We start from the raw sequence: 14,660 nt of genomic DNA on the forward strand, positions 1-14,660 counted from the left end.
GACGCCGGACAATGTCGCCGTTCGTCCCACCGACCGTGCCACGATCGACCACGGAGCCGACGCCTGCGATCGTGCTCGCGATAACCTGGGCAACGATCGTGGTCGCGCTCGGCCTTCCCGCGATCAAGACCGGCGTGTTCGACACGCTGTCGACCGACGACGCCCTGCGTCTGGTCGAAGTCCGCGATCTTCTGGCCGGCCAGGGCTGGTTCGACCTGACCCAATACCGGCTCGACCCGCCCGGAATTGCCATGCACTGGTCCCGCATCGTCGATGCGCCCCTGGCCATGCTGATCCTCTTGTTCCGTCCGCTGCTCGGCCAGCACCTTGCCGAAGGGCTTACGCTGGTGCTGTGGCCGTCGCTGTTGATGGGCGCCGCGCTATGGCTCGCAGCGACGATCGCAAGTCAGGCATGCGCCCCTGCAGACAGGAAGCGGGCAAAGCTTGCGGCGATCCTGATCACGGCGCTGTCGATCCCCGCCCTGATCCATTTCCGCTCCGGCGCGATCGATCATCACAATCTGCAGATCGTGCTGCTGCTCGGCTTCGTGCTCTGCATCTCCGACCTGGAACACCGCGCGGACAAGGCGGCTTTGGCTGGGTTGTGCGCCGCGCTTTCGCTGTCGGTCGGATTGGAAATGCTGCCCGCCATCGCCCTGGCGAGCGCGACCGTTGTGGGGCTGCTGGTGTGGAAAGGCAGTGAAGTCCTGCGCCCCGCCTGTGCCTTTGGTGCAGGCCTTGCCGGGTCGTCGCTGCTGCTGGCGCTGCTGCTGCTCCCGATGAACAGTCTCGCCAGGCCCGTCTGCGATGCCTTTGGCGGGCCCATCTTGCTGTTGTGTGCGGGCGGCGGCGTCGCCCTGCTCGCGGTTGCCGGTGTTGCCCGCATACGCGGGCCCTTGTGGGCGCGGCTGGCGGCGAGCGCGCTCGCCGGCGCGCTGCTGCTGGGCGCATTCTACAGATCGTATCCGAGCTGCGTTGCGTCGCCCTATGCGCAGGTCGATCCCCTGCTCGTCAGCTTCTGGCTTGACCGCGTCGTCGAGACCATGCCGCTGACTGAACTGGCACAGATGCAGCCGCAAAAGCTGCTCGGCTATTATGCGTTTCCCTTGCTGACGCTCGGCCTGTGTGTTGTTGCCATGATCGGCTGCACGCCGCAAACGCGCTTTCGCTGGATCGTTTCGACCGTCACGCTTGCAGCGCTGGTCGGCGAGAGCCTGTGGGAATTGCGTGGCGCTGCCGCGGCCAATATCGTTGCCGCTCCGCTATGCGTCGCCGGAATTGTCGGGCTTCGCACTGACATCGTGGCCGGTTGGCGGCTGGTGCGTGTGGCGTTGCTGGTGTCGCCCGCCACACTTGGAGGCATCGGACTTGCGGTCTGGCCGGCGCTCGCCGCCGGCACGAGCGGACAGAAGATCGCGATGCCCGATCCCGCCGCGTCCTGTCAGACCATCTCCAGCGCCGCGCCGCTCGCCGGCCTGCCTCCCGGACGCGTGATGGCGCCGATCGATTCCGGTTCTGCGATCCTGGCCGCGACGGAGCACTCCGTCTTCGCCGGTCCCTACCACCGCAATAATGACGGCAACCTCGCCATGGTGCATGCGATGACGGCAACACCTGAGGCCGCCCGCGCCCTGCTCCGCGCGCGGCAGGTCGACTACATCCTGACGTGCAACGGCTCCTTCGATCAGGAGGATCTCGTTCGCATCGCACCGGAGGGCCTTGCCGCACATCTCGGCCGCGGCGAAGCTCCGGACTATCTGGAGCCCATACAGGCCGTGTCAAAACCCGGCTGGACGGTGTGGCGCGTGCGCAAGTGAGAGAGCGCGTGCCGCAGATTCGATCCCGATCGGCCGGGCCTCTTGCGCATGTGCGGGACGATATGGAAGGCGCAGCAACAGAGGAGCGGCCGTAGCCCGGATGGATCCAACGGGTCGGCGCGAAGCGCCGCCCGATGACAGGCTCCGCCCGATCCGGGGCCTTCTCTAGAGTACCGATCCCGGATTACGCTACGCTCCATCCGGGCTACGTCGGCCTCGTGCCTGACGCGGCTCAATGCAGCCAGATCGGGGCTACGCAAATGGCCTGAAGTAAACTGTGTCATGAAAAACCCGGACGCCATCGCCGTTATCGTATCAGCGCTCCGCCACGTCCATGGTGACGACATCGCGCGCATGATGCTGGTCGAAGGCATGAGCCTCGCCAATCTGATCGATGCGATGTTTTCGGCGCCGCTGACGCACCGGGAAGCCGTTCGGGCGATGACCGACGGGCTCGATGACTTCGTCATCACGCCCGACCTGGGCCTGATCTGGCACCTGAAATATGTCTACGGAGACCACTCCTTGCACGTCGTGGACCTGGAGATCGCCACCCCCGACGGCACGCTAGCGAGCAAGGACGTCTGGCTTCGGCTTGCCGAGTGAGGGGCCGCGATAGGGCTCACATCGTCAGTGCGAGCAATCACCCTCGTAGGGTGGGCAAAGCGTAGCGTGCCCACCACCTGTCGCGATTGGCGAGAGATCGTGGGCACGGCGCTCCTCGCCTTTGCCCACCCTACGAAAGCGGTGCTACTTCGCTCGGTCCTTCACGGGGATCACGAGCTTGAGGCCGGACCAGACGTCGTTGACCGCGCAGATCTTGATATCGACGAGGCCGGTGGCAGGCGCGGTCTCGCGCACCAGGGCTTCGGTGACGTCTGTCGTGACGCCCGACGCCTTCTTCGGCCAGGATGCCCAGATCATTCCGTTGGGCGCGATCGCCTTGCGGTAGAGGCGCAGCTTGGCGGCGAGGCCTTTGGCCTCGGCGGCGAAGAGATGCACCATGTCGAGCGGGGCCTTGACGGCTTTTGCGATGCTCACTCCGTCAGGGAGCTCGCCGACGACGTCGCGATAAGGCGTCGCAAGGCCGTCCACCAAAATACAAAAGCCCGGCTTGATGCCGAGCTTTTGCACAACGGGTTTACCGGAATATCCGGCCATCGCCGAAGCGTTACGCCTGCGGCTGGGGCTCCAGGCCGGGATCCGGATCGGGACGCGGCCGCGACTTGCCGGCCGGGGGCACGGCGGAGGCGCGCGGCGTGGCCGGCTCCAGCACGGACTCGCGGTTCGGCTTCTTGCCCTTGAGCAGGTCGACGATCTCATCGCCGCTGAGCGTTTCGAACTCGAGCAGGCCCTTGGCCAGCGCTTCGAGGTCGGCGTGCTTCTCGGTGAGGATGCGGGTCGCTTCCTTGTAGCCTTCCTCGACCAGACGACGGATCTCGGAGTCGATCTTCTGCACGGTCGCTTCAGAGGCGTTCTGCGTGCGCGACACCGACATGCCCAGGAACACCTCGTCCTGGTTCTCGCCGTAGGAGACGGTGCCGAGCTCTTCCGACAGGCCCCAGCGCGTCACCATCATCCGGGCAAGGCGCGTGGCCTGCTCGATGTCGGAGGCGGCGCCCGAGGTGACCTTCTCGCGGCCGAAGATCAGCTCTTCGGCGACGCGGCCGCCCATCATGATGGCGAGGCGCGAGGTCATCTGCTCCAGGGACATCGACAGCTTGTCGCGCTCGGGAAGCTGCATGACCATGCCCAGCGCACGGCCGCGCGGGATGATGGTCGCCTTGTGGATGGGATCGGTCGCGGGCACGTTGAGGCCGACGATGGCGTGGCCGCCTTCGTGATAGGCCGTCAGCAGCTTCTCTTCCTCGGTCATGACGAGCGACTTGCGCTCGGCGCCCATCATCACCTTGTCCTTGGCTTCCTCGAACTCGGCCTGGGTCACCATGCGCTTGTTGCGGCGCGCAGCGGTGAGGGCTGCTTCGTTGACGAGATTCATGAGGTCGGCGCCGGAGAAGCCCGGAGTGCCGCGCGCGATGGTCTTGAGGTTGATATCGGGCGCCAGCGGAACTTTACGGACATGCACCTTGAGGATCTGCTCGCGGCCGACGACGTCGGGGTTCGGCACCACGACCTGGCGGTCGAAGCGGCCCGGACGCAGCAGCGCGGGATCGAGCACGTCGGGACGGTTGGTCGCGGCGATCAGGATCACGCCCTCGTTCGCCTCGAAGCCGTCCATCTCGACCAGCAACTGGTTCAGCGTCTGCTCGCGCTCGTCGTTGCCGCCGCCGAGGCCGGCGCCACGGTGACGACCGACCGCGTCGATTTCGTCGATGAAGATGATGCAGGGCGCGTTCTTCTTGGCCTGCTCGAACATGTCGCGCACGCGAGAGGCGCCGACGCCGACGAACATCTCGACGAAGTCAGAACCCGAAATGGTGAAGAACGGCACATTGGCTTCGCCCGCGACCGCACGCGCGATCAGGGTCTTGCCGGTGCCGGGAGGGCCGACCAGCAGCACGCCGCGCGGAATGCGGCCGCCGAGGCGCTGGAATTTGCCGGGGTCGCGGAGGAATTCGACGATCTCCTGCAGGTCCTGCTTGGCCTCGTCGACGCCAGCGACGTCTTCGAAGGTGACGCGGCCATGCGCCTCGGTCAGCATCTTCGCACGCGACTTGCCGAAGCCCATCGCCTTGCCGGCGCCGCCCTGCATCTGCCGCGACAGGAAGATCCACACGCCGATCAGCGCGATGAAGGGCAGCCAGGAGACCAGCAGAGAGACGAACCACGGCACGTTGTCGCCGGGCGGCTTCGCGGTGATCTGCACCTTGCTGTCATAGAGGCGCTTCACCAGCGTCGGATCGCTCGGCGCATAGGTCTGGAAGCTCGAGCCGTTGGTGAAGGTGCCGTGAATATCGGGGCCCTGGATCACGACGTCGCGGACATGGCCCTGGTCGACCTCGCTCAAGAGCTGCGAGAACGCGATGTCCTGCGAGGACGTGCGTTGACCCGGATTCTGGAAGAGCGTGAACAACGCCAACAGCAGCAAAACAATGATGACCCAGAGGGCGAAATTGCGCAGATTGGCGTTCATCGATCTTCCTTCGTGGTCGCGCGGATCGCGGCCTCATCCTTGGGGCAGTACGAGGAAATCCCCAAGGAATCCTCATCGTTAGACGTATACAATTTAGGTGCCGCCCCGCTCGCTGCCAAGGGAACGAGATGGGACTATTTAGCCCATCTTAGAGCGATTCCCGCTGAAATAATGGCACCAGAGCCGGGGTTTTTCCTGCCTGGTTAAGGTGTCCTGACAGCAGATCAGGCAAATGGCCGGTGTCATGATCCGCCCTCATCTGCCCTTTACGTCCCTTTGAGATCTCCTTGGGGACCGCCGGGCCGGCGCAGGCGCGATGTGGATACGCCCCCCGGCAAGGCTGATCAAGGCTCCCGCAAGGGTCTGCTTGAGAACGGTCTGCTTCAGGATGGCACGGCCATTGGCGGGTGCACGGGACCCCGCCCCCATCGCCTGATCAAGTGCGGCCAGCAGGGTTTCGGCCTTGCCGAGTTCCGCCGGTCCTTCGTGCCCGATCGCGTCGATGGCCCGCAGCAGGAGCCGCAGCCGGACTTCCTCCGGCAGGGCGGCGAAGGCCGAAGCCTCAAAACTGCGAATGCCCGGCTGCGGCCGTTGGCCGCGATCCCGCAAGCTGAGGAAGTGCTCGGCACCGTCGGTCAGCACATCGACTGCCGCGTTGGCGCGGGCGAGCCGCGCCGAGAGCCGCGCCAAGGTTCTGATATCGCCGCCCTCGGCGGCAAGCTGCGGCAGCAGCGCGCGCAGCCGCGGGCGCGTGAACGCCGTGTCGCCGTTGGTGGGATCTTCAGCGAAGCCGATCCGGGCCCGCCTCAAGGTTGCGATCAGTTGCGATTTCGGAACATCGAGCAACGGGCGCGCCAGCACGAGGCCGTCGCGCCTGGTGAAGCGCGCCATCGCCGACAGTCCGGCGATGCCACTGCCGCGGAAGAGCCGCATCAGCAGCGTCTCGGCCTGGTCATCGCGGGTGTGCGCGGTCAGCACGTGGCTTGCGCCGGCAGCGCGCGCGGCTTGCGCCAGCAGGCGATAGCGGGCCTCGCGCGCGGCGGCGGGCAATCCTGCCTTCGGCTTTGTGCCGCGCCAGCGCAGGGTCCGGTGCGCAAGGCCAAGTTCAGTGGCGAGCCGCTTGACCTCGCGCGCTTCGCGCGCCGCCTCCTTGCGCAGACCGTGATCGACGGTGACGACGGTGATATCAGGGCCGCGGGCGAGGCTGCGCCGCCAGCGCGCCGCCAGCCACATCAGCGCGACCGAATCAGGCCCGCCGGAGACCGCGAGCACGAGCGCCGACGCGCTTCGGAGCTCGGCGAAGAGCTGCTTCGCCGCGCGCGCGGAGATCGGAGAATTGTCGTCGTCTGACATGACGCGGCCCGGCAATCGCGGCGGATGGCCGTCAAATCTAGCGCAGCATCGGCCGCGTTGTCAGTCCGCAAACGCCGCAGATCAGCACTTCACCCGCTTCTGCTCGCGGTCGACCGCGGCCTTCACGCCGGCGGAGGCACGCGGATATTTGCGGCCGACCTCGCCGAAGGCGGCGCAGGCAGCTTCCTTTTCCTTCAGCGCGGCGAGCGACTGGCCGAGCCGCAACAGCGCATCCGGCGCCTTGGCCGATTTGTCGTACTTCGTGGTGACGGCAAGGAAGGCCTCGGCGGAATCGCGATATTGCTGGCGCTGGAAATAGCTTTCACCGAGCCAGTATTGCGCGTCGCCAAGCAGCGGGTCACCAGGATATTTCGCGGCAAAATTCTTCATGGTCTGCTCGGCGAGCGCGTAGTCCTTGCGCTGCATGTAGCCGATGCCGAGGTCGAACTCGTCGCGGGGCGTGGCCGAGGGCGGCAGGGTCGCGAGCGCAGGACCGCCACCTTGCGCGGGATAGCCCTGCTGCTGGGCCGGCGGATAGCCGGGCTGTGCGGGAGCTGCTCCTTGCGGATATTGTCCGTTGTTGGAGAGATCGAGCGGCGCACCCGCCGGCATCGGCTGCTGGCCGCCGCCGAGCGCGCGCGGCGCACCGGGCGCATTCGGGGTCTGGCTCGGGTCGAACGCGTCGCCGCGGCGGCGCGTGCCGGGAGCACCCGGGCCCGGCTGCTCCTGAACGATCGGCGCGGGCGCCGCGCCCGGAGGCTGCTGGTAATTCGGTTGCTGATAGTTCGGCTGCTGCACCGCCTGTTGCTGCGGCGGCTGCTGGCGATAGCCGGGGGTGACCTGAGCCGGCGGGACGCCCGCGACATTGGGCTGGGCCGGCGGCTGGCCGGGCGCAGCACCTTGCGCGCCGCCCTCGAGCTGCCGGATGCGATCCTCGAGCTGGCGGTTGCGATATTGCAGCTCTTCGTTCTGGCCGGTGAGCTGGCGCAGCTGGTTCTCCAGCCGCTCGATCCGCATCTCAGGATCATCGTCGGTCTGCGCGAATGCGGGCGCGGACAAAGAGAGCAGCGCGGCCAATGCCACGATGCCGGTAATTCCCTTGGATCTGGATGACATCTTGCCCTGACGACGAAAACAAAATCTGCGACGGATCACGCGAGGCGCGACACATTGAAAGGCACTACGCCAAAAATGTGACTGGCACCACGCCCTTTCGGTCACAGTTGGCTGAAACGAAACCGGCGCCCGTGAGGGCGCCGGCATATTCGGTTTCCAAAGATGAACAGCGGCTGACTGGACGTCAGGAGCTCGCGTTCAGCACGGTCACAGCACGACGGTTCTGCGACCAGCAGGAGATGTCGTTACACACGGCGACCGGGCGCTCCTTGCCGTAGGAGATCGTGCGCATGCGGTTCGGATCGATGCCGCGCGAGGTGAGGAACGAACGCACCGACTGGGCTCTGCGGGCGCCGAGCGCGATGTTGTATTCGCGGGTGCCGCGCTCGTCGGCGTGACCTTCGATGGTGAAGGAGTAGCGCGGATAGGTCTGCAGCCACTGCGCCTGCTTCTCCAGGGTCACGATCGCCTGCGGGGTCAGATCGGTCTGGTCGCTCTCGAAGAACACGCGGTCGCCCACGTTCACCACGAAATCCTGCTGGCTGCCCGGGGTCGCCGCACTCGCATTGGCGTCCAGACCTGCATTGGTCTTGGCACACGCCCCCATCGACAGCGCGATGGCAACCACCGCGGCCAGCTTCAATCCCTGGAGGATACGCATAGGATTAGTCATTCCGGAGCCTCCACGCTCACGTTCGTCCACTGCTGTCCGGTCTACAGGGGGTTGGTTAAGCGAACGTTCCGTCAACCTTATCGGAACCTTGCCTCGGCCGGTCAAATGCCCCCAACCAGCGAAAAGCACCCATTGTGGTTAATGGGTTGTAAATGTGGCGCAAGGGTGAAGGCAAGCCGCATGAGCCGGCAAAATCATCGAATTCCGGGCCATTACGGGCTTTGGCGGGCTGCGCAAGGCGCGCCAACGGCCCGGAACAGTGCCGGTCAGACCAGGCTGGCGGGACTGAGCGGCGCTTGAACGAGCACAGGCCGGGACAGAGCCTGGGGCTGGCTATTGCGCTCGAACAGCATCCGCCGTTCGAACGCGCTTGAGCGCATGATGGGAAAGCGCGTCAGCACCTTCTCCCGAAGATTCTTGAAATCGGACGCCATCAACGACGTCTTCATCGTGTGCCAGCCGGGAAATGCGCGAGGTTCGGCGACCGGCTCATGCAAGAACACGCGCCGGTAAAACGGCTGGTGATCGGGCCGCACCATCGCAAGACCGGTATCGGCATTGAAATATTCGCAAGCCAGATAGGCCAGCCGCAGGGTGAGATAGGGCAGTTCCGGAAGCCGCCTGGCCTTCTCGGGATCGGCGGCAAGTCGCGCCGGATCGACGAAAACCTCGCCCCGATCGAGGCGCGCGTGGAGATGATCGCCGTACAATTCGGTCGAATAGGACATCCTGCATTCGCTCGTCAGGACGTGGATGCGGACCGAGCTGCACAGCTGTCCATCGACGTAAACGCCGAAGATCCAGACATTGGGCGCGTCATCATAGACGTCGCGGACCTGCTCCGACTCGGACGGCAAGATCAATCCGCCGTTCAAATACGCCTTGTAGCGCAGATGGTAGATCTCAGCTCTGTCTTCGGGAGTCTCGATCAGCCTGTAGTCGGTGCGATCGAACAACGCTGCTCCGCGCATTTGCGACGGCCTGCGCAGCTCGGGTTGAGACGACATCCGCTACTCCAAAACTTCCAATCAACTTCCGCGAGTACGCAAAAGATTAAAGGTTCCTTAACACAATTGCAAAGGGTTAGAACTGTTAGGGTTAAGGGTTGTGGCTCGCAACTGCTTCGCGAAATACTTGGAAATATTGGGAAAATAGCGATGAGCGGATGCGCGGGAACTTACCCGAGCGAGCGTGAGGAGACGACGATCAGCTGCTCCTGCACGCGCTTGCCATGCGAGGCACTGAGCAATTGCCTGATACGGACGGCCGGAACCGGTCGGCTGAACAGGTAGCCCTGCCCTTCGGACACGGTGCCGTCGGCGCTGATCAGCTCGAGCTGCTCGTTGGTCTCGATGCCCTCGACCACCACGGCCATGCCGAGGTCGGCCGACAGCCGCGCCACGCCGCGCAACAGCGTCAGCGGCCGGTCGGTGTCGATCCCTTCCAGGAAGGACCGGTCGATCTTGACCTTCTGCATCGGGAAGTTGTGCAGATAGCTGAGGCTCGAATAGCCGGTGCCGAAATCGTCCAGCGAGATGCGCACGCCGAGCGCATGCAGCTGCGAGAGAATGTCGTGCGTGAGCTGCGTATTGCGCAGCAGTGACGATTCGGTGATCTCGATCTCGAGCCGATGCGCCGGCAGGCCCGACACTTCGAGCGCGTAGCGAATCTCGCTCAGCACGTCGCGCTGGTGGAATTGCTGCGGCGAGAAGTTGACGGCGACGCTGACACCCTCCGGCCACTTCATGCATTCCATGCAGGCACGGCGCAGGATCCAGCGGCCGAGATCGACGATCAGGCCCATGTCCTCGGCAACCGGGATGATGTCGACCGGCGAGACCGTGCCGCGCACCGGATGATTCCAGCGCAGCAGCGCCTCGCAGGTGGAGATCTTGCCGGACTTCAGATTGACCAGCGGCTGGTAGAACAGCTCGAATTCCTCGTTGGCGAGGGCCTTGCGCAGGTCGAGTTCGAGGATGCGTCGCGCTTCCGCGGTTGCCGCCATCTCGTCGCGGAAGAAACAGAACGTGCCGCGGCCGTCGGCCTTGGCACGGTAAAGCGCCATGTCGGCGTTCTTGAGCAGCGTATCGGCGCTGGCGCCCTCCGGCGAGGTCAGCGCGATGCCGATGCTGGCGCCGATCTCGACCAGATGATTGTCGATGCGGTAGCGCTCGCTCAGGCGCTCGACGATACGGCGAGCAAGGCTCGCGGCATCCTCTGGCACGCTGATATTCTGCTGGAATACGACAAACTCGTCCCCGCCGAAGCGGGCGACGAAATCCTCCGGCCGCAGCATCTCGCGCAGGCGGTTGGCAACCGCGCAGAGGAGCTGGTCGCCACAGGGGTGGCCGAGCGTGTCGTTGACCTGCTTGAACTGGTCGAGGTCGATGAACAGAAGCGCGGACAGCCGCGCGCTATGGTGCGAGGCCGCCAGCAGCGATTCGATCTCGTTGCGGAAATGCACGCGATTGGGAAGCGCGGTCAATTCGTCGTAACGAGCCAGATGGGTGATCTTGGCCTCGGCATTGCGCCGCTCGGTGACGTCCTCGAGAAGGACCACCGCGCCGCCGTCGGCCATCGGCTGGACCGTCCAGGACAATGACCGGTTTCTCTCAGCATCGGGATCGACAGTCACGATCTGGTTCGCATGCGCGTTCTCGATCTCGGCGACGATCATCTCGCCGCTTGCGGCCGAGATGGAGCCCGAGCTGACGCACGCGGACAGGATGTCACGCGCGGTCGAGCCGCTCCGGACGAGACCATCGGGGAGATCCAGCATGTCGCTGAACCGGTGATTCATCACTGCGAGCTGCCGGTCGACGCGGAACATGCACAGACCGTGCGGCATGTTGTTCAGGGCAGTATCGAACTGGCCGGCGAGCGCCGATTCTCGTTCGCGGGCCACGACGGCCCGCATGAAGATTTTGTGCAGATTGCCCGAAAGCTGCATGATCGCCAGCAGGAACGCCGCGCTCACGAACGCCATCGCGATGTAATAGGGCGTGCCGCGGACCGCGAGGGCGATCACCGCGGGACCGAATTGCAGCAGCGCCTGCTGGTGAAATATCGATGGCCGTCCGTACGCCCTGCCCGCGCCTCCCGCCACGATCCCGGTGGTGACGGACAGCGCAATGAGATGGACGACGGCATCGTCGTTGCTCAACAAGGCGGTCGAGCACCAGGTGCCGATCGCAGCCGCCTGAATCAGCGCTCCGATGCGATAGCGCTGCTGCCACTTGCCGGCTTCTTCAGCCGTGAGATCCGACTTGCGGGGATCGAAGCGTCGAAGATCGAACACACGGATCGCGCCCGCAACGACAAGAAACAGGACGCATCCCCAGAGCAGGGTTTGTCCCGTCTTCAGCGCGGTCATGCCCGCCGCAAAGGCGACGAAGACGATGCCGGCCAGCAACGGGCCGGACGCCTCGAACAGCGAATCGATCAGCGCCGCCGAAAGCTTCGTGGGCTTTTGATCAATCCCGCCGGTCTGGTCTGCGAACTGCATTTTGGTTTGTACGCGCGTCCTGTTTGGCGCGTACTTTTACCCACAGCAGATGAAGCCTTTCTGAGGGAACATCGTTAAAGTCGAGTTGTTTTTCGGCAATAGCGAAACTGTTTCTGCTGAAAAATCAAGCAACTAGGCAAGCCTTGCCGGGCACAAGATGAAGGAAAGCTTGCCGCGCATGCAGAAAGCCGAAAAGTTCGCGGATTTTTCGAAATAGATCGCGCGCTTCCCAGCGCGCGATCGAGCTACTGGCCCGCGGTCGCTGAGAGCAACGGCGACCACGCCGGATCGGAGGCGAAGCCGGGCGTCGGCACCTTTTGTTCAAAGCGACCGGAGATATCGACGCTGAACAGCGACGGTCCGGAATTGCCGCCGGGATCGCGGAAGAACATCACGACGCGTCCGTTCGGCGAAAAGGTCGGGCCTTCGTTGTGGAAGCCGGACGTGAGCAGCCGCTCGCCACTGCCATCAGGCTTCATGACGCCGATCGAGAACTGCCCGCCACCTTGCCGGGTGAAGGCGATGTAGTCGCCGCGCGGCGACCACACCGGCGTCGAATAGGTGGCATTGTTGTCGTCCTTCGAGAAGGAGATGCGCTGCGCCTGTCCGCCGCCCGCCGCCATCACATAGATCTGCGAACGGCCGCCGCGATCGGATTCGAAGCAGATGCGGGTGCCGTCGGGCGAATAGGACGGAGACGTGTCAATCGCCGGCGTATCGGTGAGGCGCGTGGTCGAGCGCGAGCGCAGATCCATCACAAACAGGTTGGAATTGCCGCCCTGCTGCAGGCTCATGATGACGCGCTGGCCGTCCGGCGAGAAGCGCGGCGCAAAGGTCATGCCTGGGAAGTTGCCGACGATCTCGCGTTGGCCGGTCTCAATGTTGAACAGATAGACCTTCGGGTCGCCCTGCCCGAACTCCATGTATGTGATCTCTTGCGAGTTCGGCGAGAAGCGCGGCGTCAGCACGAGGTCGGAGCCGCGGGTGAGGTAGCGCACATTGGCACCGTCCTGGTCCATCATGGCGAGCCGCTTGACGCGGCGCTCCTTCGGCCCGGTCTCGTCGACGAACACGACGCGGCTATCGAAATAGCCCTTCTCGCCGGTCATCTGCTCGTAGATCTGGTCGGAGATGATGTGGGCGATGCGGCGCCAATATTCCGGCGAGGTGAAATATTGCTGGCCCGCGAGCTGCTGGCCGGTCACCACGTCCCACAAGCGGAATTCGGCCTTGAGGCGGCCGTCCTGCTGCCGCGTCATGCGGCCGGTGACGAGGGCCTGGGCGTTGAGCGTCTTCCAGTTCTGGAATTGCGGCGCGACGTCGATGTTGCTGATGCGCTCGATGAAGGCGGCCTGGTCGATCGGGGCAAACAGGCCCGAGCGCTTCAGATTGTTGGTGATGACCTGGGTGACGCCATTGCTGACCTCGCCGTCAGCGGGCGAGCCGGGCACGAAATTCGTGATCGCGATCGGGATCGGCCGAAACTCGGTGGGATCGATGCGGAGACGGCCTTGCTGCGGTTGCTGGGCGAAGGCCTGTCCACCCCCGAGCAACGCAAGCGTAGACCCGGTCAGAGTCATGAAGCGGCGGCGGTTCATCGATCGAACGTCATTCATTGCAAAATTCTTTTGTCCGGATGTCACAACATGTCTTTCAGGCCGAAAGTCATCGGAATGAGCTTCCAGCTGTCGTATTGCTGCTTCGGCAGGAACGAATAGACCTGGCACTGCACGATGGCGCGCTTGGCGCTCTCTGCCACGGCCTGCGCGATGGACCGCGACGGTCCGCGCACCGCGACGATGACGGGCTCGGAGGCGAGCGATCCGTCGATCTTCATGGGAATGTCGATGTCGGCTTCATACAAATTGGCGTCCTGCCCGTTATAGGTGGGCGTGAAGCAGCGTTTGACCGCGCCCTGGAATGCACCTTGCCAGGTCGCGATGTTGTTGGCGGCTGTCCCAGACGTCGAGCCCAGCGACGCCGACGCATTCAGCGCTGAGCCCGTGAGCTCATGCCGGGTCGCGGCACGCTTGTCGAGGTCGCGGGCGATCTGCGCGGGATCGAAGGTGCGCTCCTTCGGTTTCGGCTGCTGCTGCGGCTGCACCGCGGCAACCTTCTGCTCCACGGGCTTGGGCGGCGGCTTCTTGGTGTCCAGCTTCTTCTGGAGCTCGGCGATCGGATCTTCCTTGGCCGGGTCAGGCTTCTTCTCCTGCGGCTTCGGCTCTTCCTTCGGCTTGGTCTCCGCAACGGGCTTCGGCGGATCGGGCTTCTTCTCGACCGGCTTTTCGACAGGCTTCGGCGGCGGCGGCGTATCCGGGGTCGAGTTGGTCTTGATCAGCTCTTTCTTCTCGGTGACCTTGCCGACGGAATCTTCCTCGGGCTTGGCCTCGGCGACCTTCTCGACCTTGGGCTTCGGCTCTTTCTTGTCGCCGGTCTTCTGCCCCGACATCATCTGCGCGAGCTGATCTGTCGAGATGATGTCGACCGGGAGCGACTCCTCCGGCGCGATGTAGGCCTTGCTGCTAAAGGTGAGCAGGCCCCATCCCAGCACGAGGACGTGGAGGACAATCGACGCAACGAGTGTCTTGTCGACGTTCACCTTCACTGGCCTAAGACCCCTGATCCGCTTCGGTGACGAGCGCCAGCTTCTTGAATCCCGCGCCCGACAGCAGGCCCATCACCTTGGCGACCGTGCCGTAATCCGCCTTCTTGTCGGCGCGGAGATAGATGCGCTCCTCGAGGCCGCCGCGCGCGTCCGTGATCGCCTTCAGCTTGGGGATCAGTTCGTTGATCGCGATCTCCTGGTCGTTGATGAACACCTTGCCCTTGATATCGACCGACATCTGGATCGGCTTCTGGTCGTTCTGCTCGAGGCTCTTGGCCTGGGTCTGCGGCAGGTCGAGCGGCACGCCGACGGTGAGCAGCGGTGCCGACACCATGAAGATGATGAGCAGCACCAGCATCACGTCGACCATCGGCGTGACGTTGATCTCGGCCATGACCGGCTTGCGCCGGCTGCGGCGCCCGCCGCCTCCGGACGAACTGGCAACGTTCATGCCCATGGCTTGGTGCCCAATCTCGCCTTCACACTATACATGCCGT

12 protein-coding genes are annotated in these 14,660 nt (G+C 64.4%); 2 read left to right on the forward strand and 10 right to left on the reverse strand.

What is annotated here, in order from left to right:
- Positions 1-11: 11 nt before the first annotated feature.
- Positions 12-1,817 (forward strand): hypothetical protein, encoded by a 1,806-nt coding sequence (locus L6639_RS17420; RefSeq protein WP_237862952.1) that lies wholly within the window; start codon positions 12-14, stop codon positions 1,815-1,817.
- Positions 1,818-2,099: 282 nt separating this feature from the next.
- On the forward strand, positions 2,100-2,423 hold the full coding sequence (locus L6639_RS17425; RefSeq protein ID WP_237862953.1) for a hypothetical protein: 324 nt from the start codon (positions 2,100-2,102) through the stop codon (positions 2,421-2,423).
- A 144-nt stretch (positions 2,424-2,567) separates the two neighbouring features.
- Here L6639_RS17425 and L6639_RS17430 read toward each other — a convergent pair whose 3' ends face one another.
- From L6639_RS17430 to tolR, 10 genes are all read right to left on the reverse strand, one after another.
- The gene (locus tag L6639_RS17430; protein WP_237862954.1) at positions 2,568-2,978 is read right to left on the reverse strand and encodes a DUF3052 domain-containing protein; all 411 of its coding nucleotides are present in this window, start codon (positions 2,976-2,978) and stop codon (positions 2,568-2,570) included.
- Between the two features lie 10 nt (positions 2,979-2,988).
- Positions 2,989-4,911, reverse strand: a complete 1,923-nt coding sequence (ftsH, locus tag L6639_RS17435; protein WP_237862955.1) for an ATP-dependent zinc metalloprotease FtsH — start codon at positions 4,909-4,911, stop codon at positions 2,989-2,991.
- A gap of 255 nt (positions 4,912-5,166) precedes the next feature.
- Positions 5,167-6,264 (reverse strand): tRNA lysidine(34) synthetase TilS, encoded by a 1,098-nt coding sequence (gene tilS, locus L6639_RS17440; RefSeq protein WP_237862956.1) that lies wholly within the window; start codon positions 6,262-6,264, stop codon positions 5,167-5,169.
- An 81-nt stretch (positions 6,265-6,345) separates the two neighbouring features.
- Positions 6,346-7,380: a tol-pal system protein YbgF gene (gene ybgF / locus L6639_RS17445; protein WP_237862957.1), complete on the reverse strand. Its 1,035-nt coding sequence runs from the start codon at positions 7,378-7,380 to the stop codon at positions 6,346-6,348.
- Positions 7,381-7,564: 184 nt separating this feature from the next.
- The gene (gene pal / locus L6639_RS17450) at positions 7,565-8,053 is read right to left on the reverse strand and encodes a peptidoglycan-associated lipoprotein Pal (RefSeq protein ID WP_237862958.1); all 489 of its coding nucleotides are present in this window, start codon (positions 8,051-8,053) and stop codon (positions 7,565-7,567) included.
- A 266-nt stretch (positions 8,054-8,319) separates the two neighbouring features.
- Positions 8,320-9,060, reverse strand: a complete 741-nt coding sequence (locus L6639_RS17455; RefSeq protein WP_377802947.1) for an N-acyl amino acid synthase FeeM domain-containing protein — start codon at positions 9,058-9,060, stop codon at positions 8,320-8,322.
- Between the two features lie 170 nt (positions 9,061-9,230).
- Positions 9,231-11,558 carry a putative bifunctional diguanylate cyclase/phosphodiesterase gene (locus tag L6639_RS17460; protein ID WP_237862959.1) on the reverse strand — a complete coding sequence of 776 codons (2,328 nt, stop codon included), beginning with the start codon at positions 11,556-11,558 and terminating at the stop codon, positions 9,231-9,233.
- A gap of 245 nt (positions 11,559-11,803) precedes the next feature.
- The gene (gene tolB / locus L6639_RS17465; RefSeq protein ID WP_237863346.1) at positions 11,804-13,156 is read right to left on the reverse strand and encodes a Tol-Pal system beta propeller repeat protein TolB; all 1,353 of its coding nucleotides are present in this window, start codon (positions 13,154-13,156) and stop codon (positions 11,804-11,806) included.
- Between the two features lie 41 nt (positions 13,157-13,197).
- Positions 13,198-14,163: a protein TolA gene (locus tag L6639_RS17470; RefSeq protein WP_237862960.1), complete on the reverse strand. Its 966-nt coding sequence runs from the start codon at positions 14,161-14,163 to the stop codon at positions 13,198-13,200.
- Positions 14,164-14,167: 4 nt separating this feature from the next.
- Positions 14,168-14,620 carry a protein TolR gene (gene tolR, locus L6639_RS17475; protein ID WP_237862961.1) on the reverse strand — a complete coding sequence of 151 codons (453 nt, stop codon included), beginning with the start codon at positions 14,618-14,620 and terminating at the stop codon, positions 14,168-14,170.
- Positions 14,621-14,660 lie beyond the last annotated feature (40 nt).

It is taken from the genome of Bradyrhizobium zhengyangense (assembly GCF_022012555.1).
In the GTDB taxonomy this organism is placed as follows: Bacteria; Pseudomonadota; Alphaproteobacteria; order Rhizobiales; family Xanthobacteraceae; genus Bradyrhizobium; species Bradyrhizobium zhengyangense.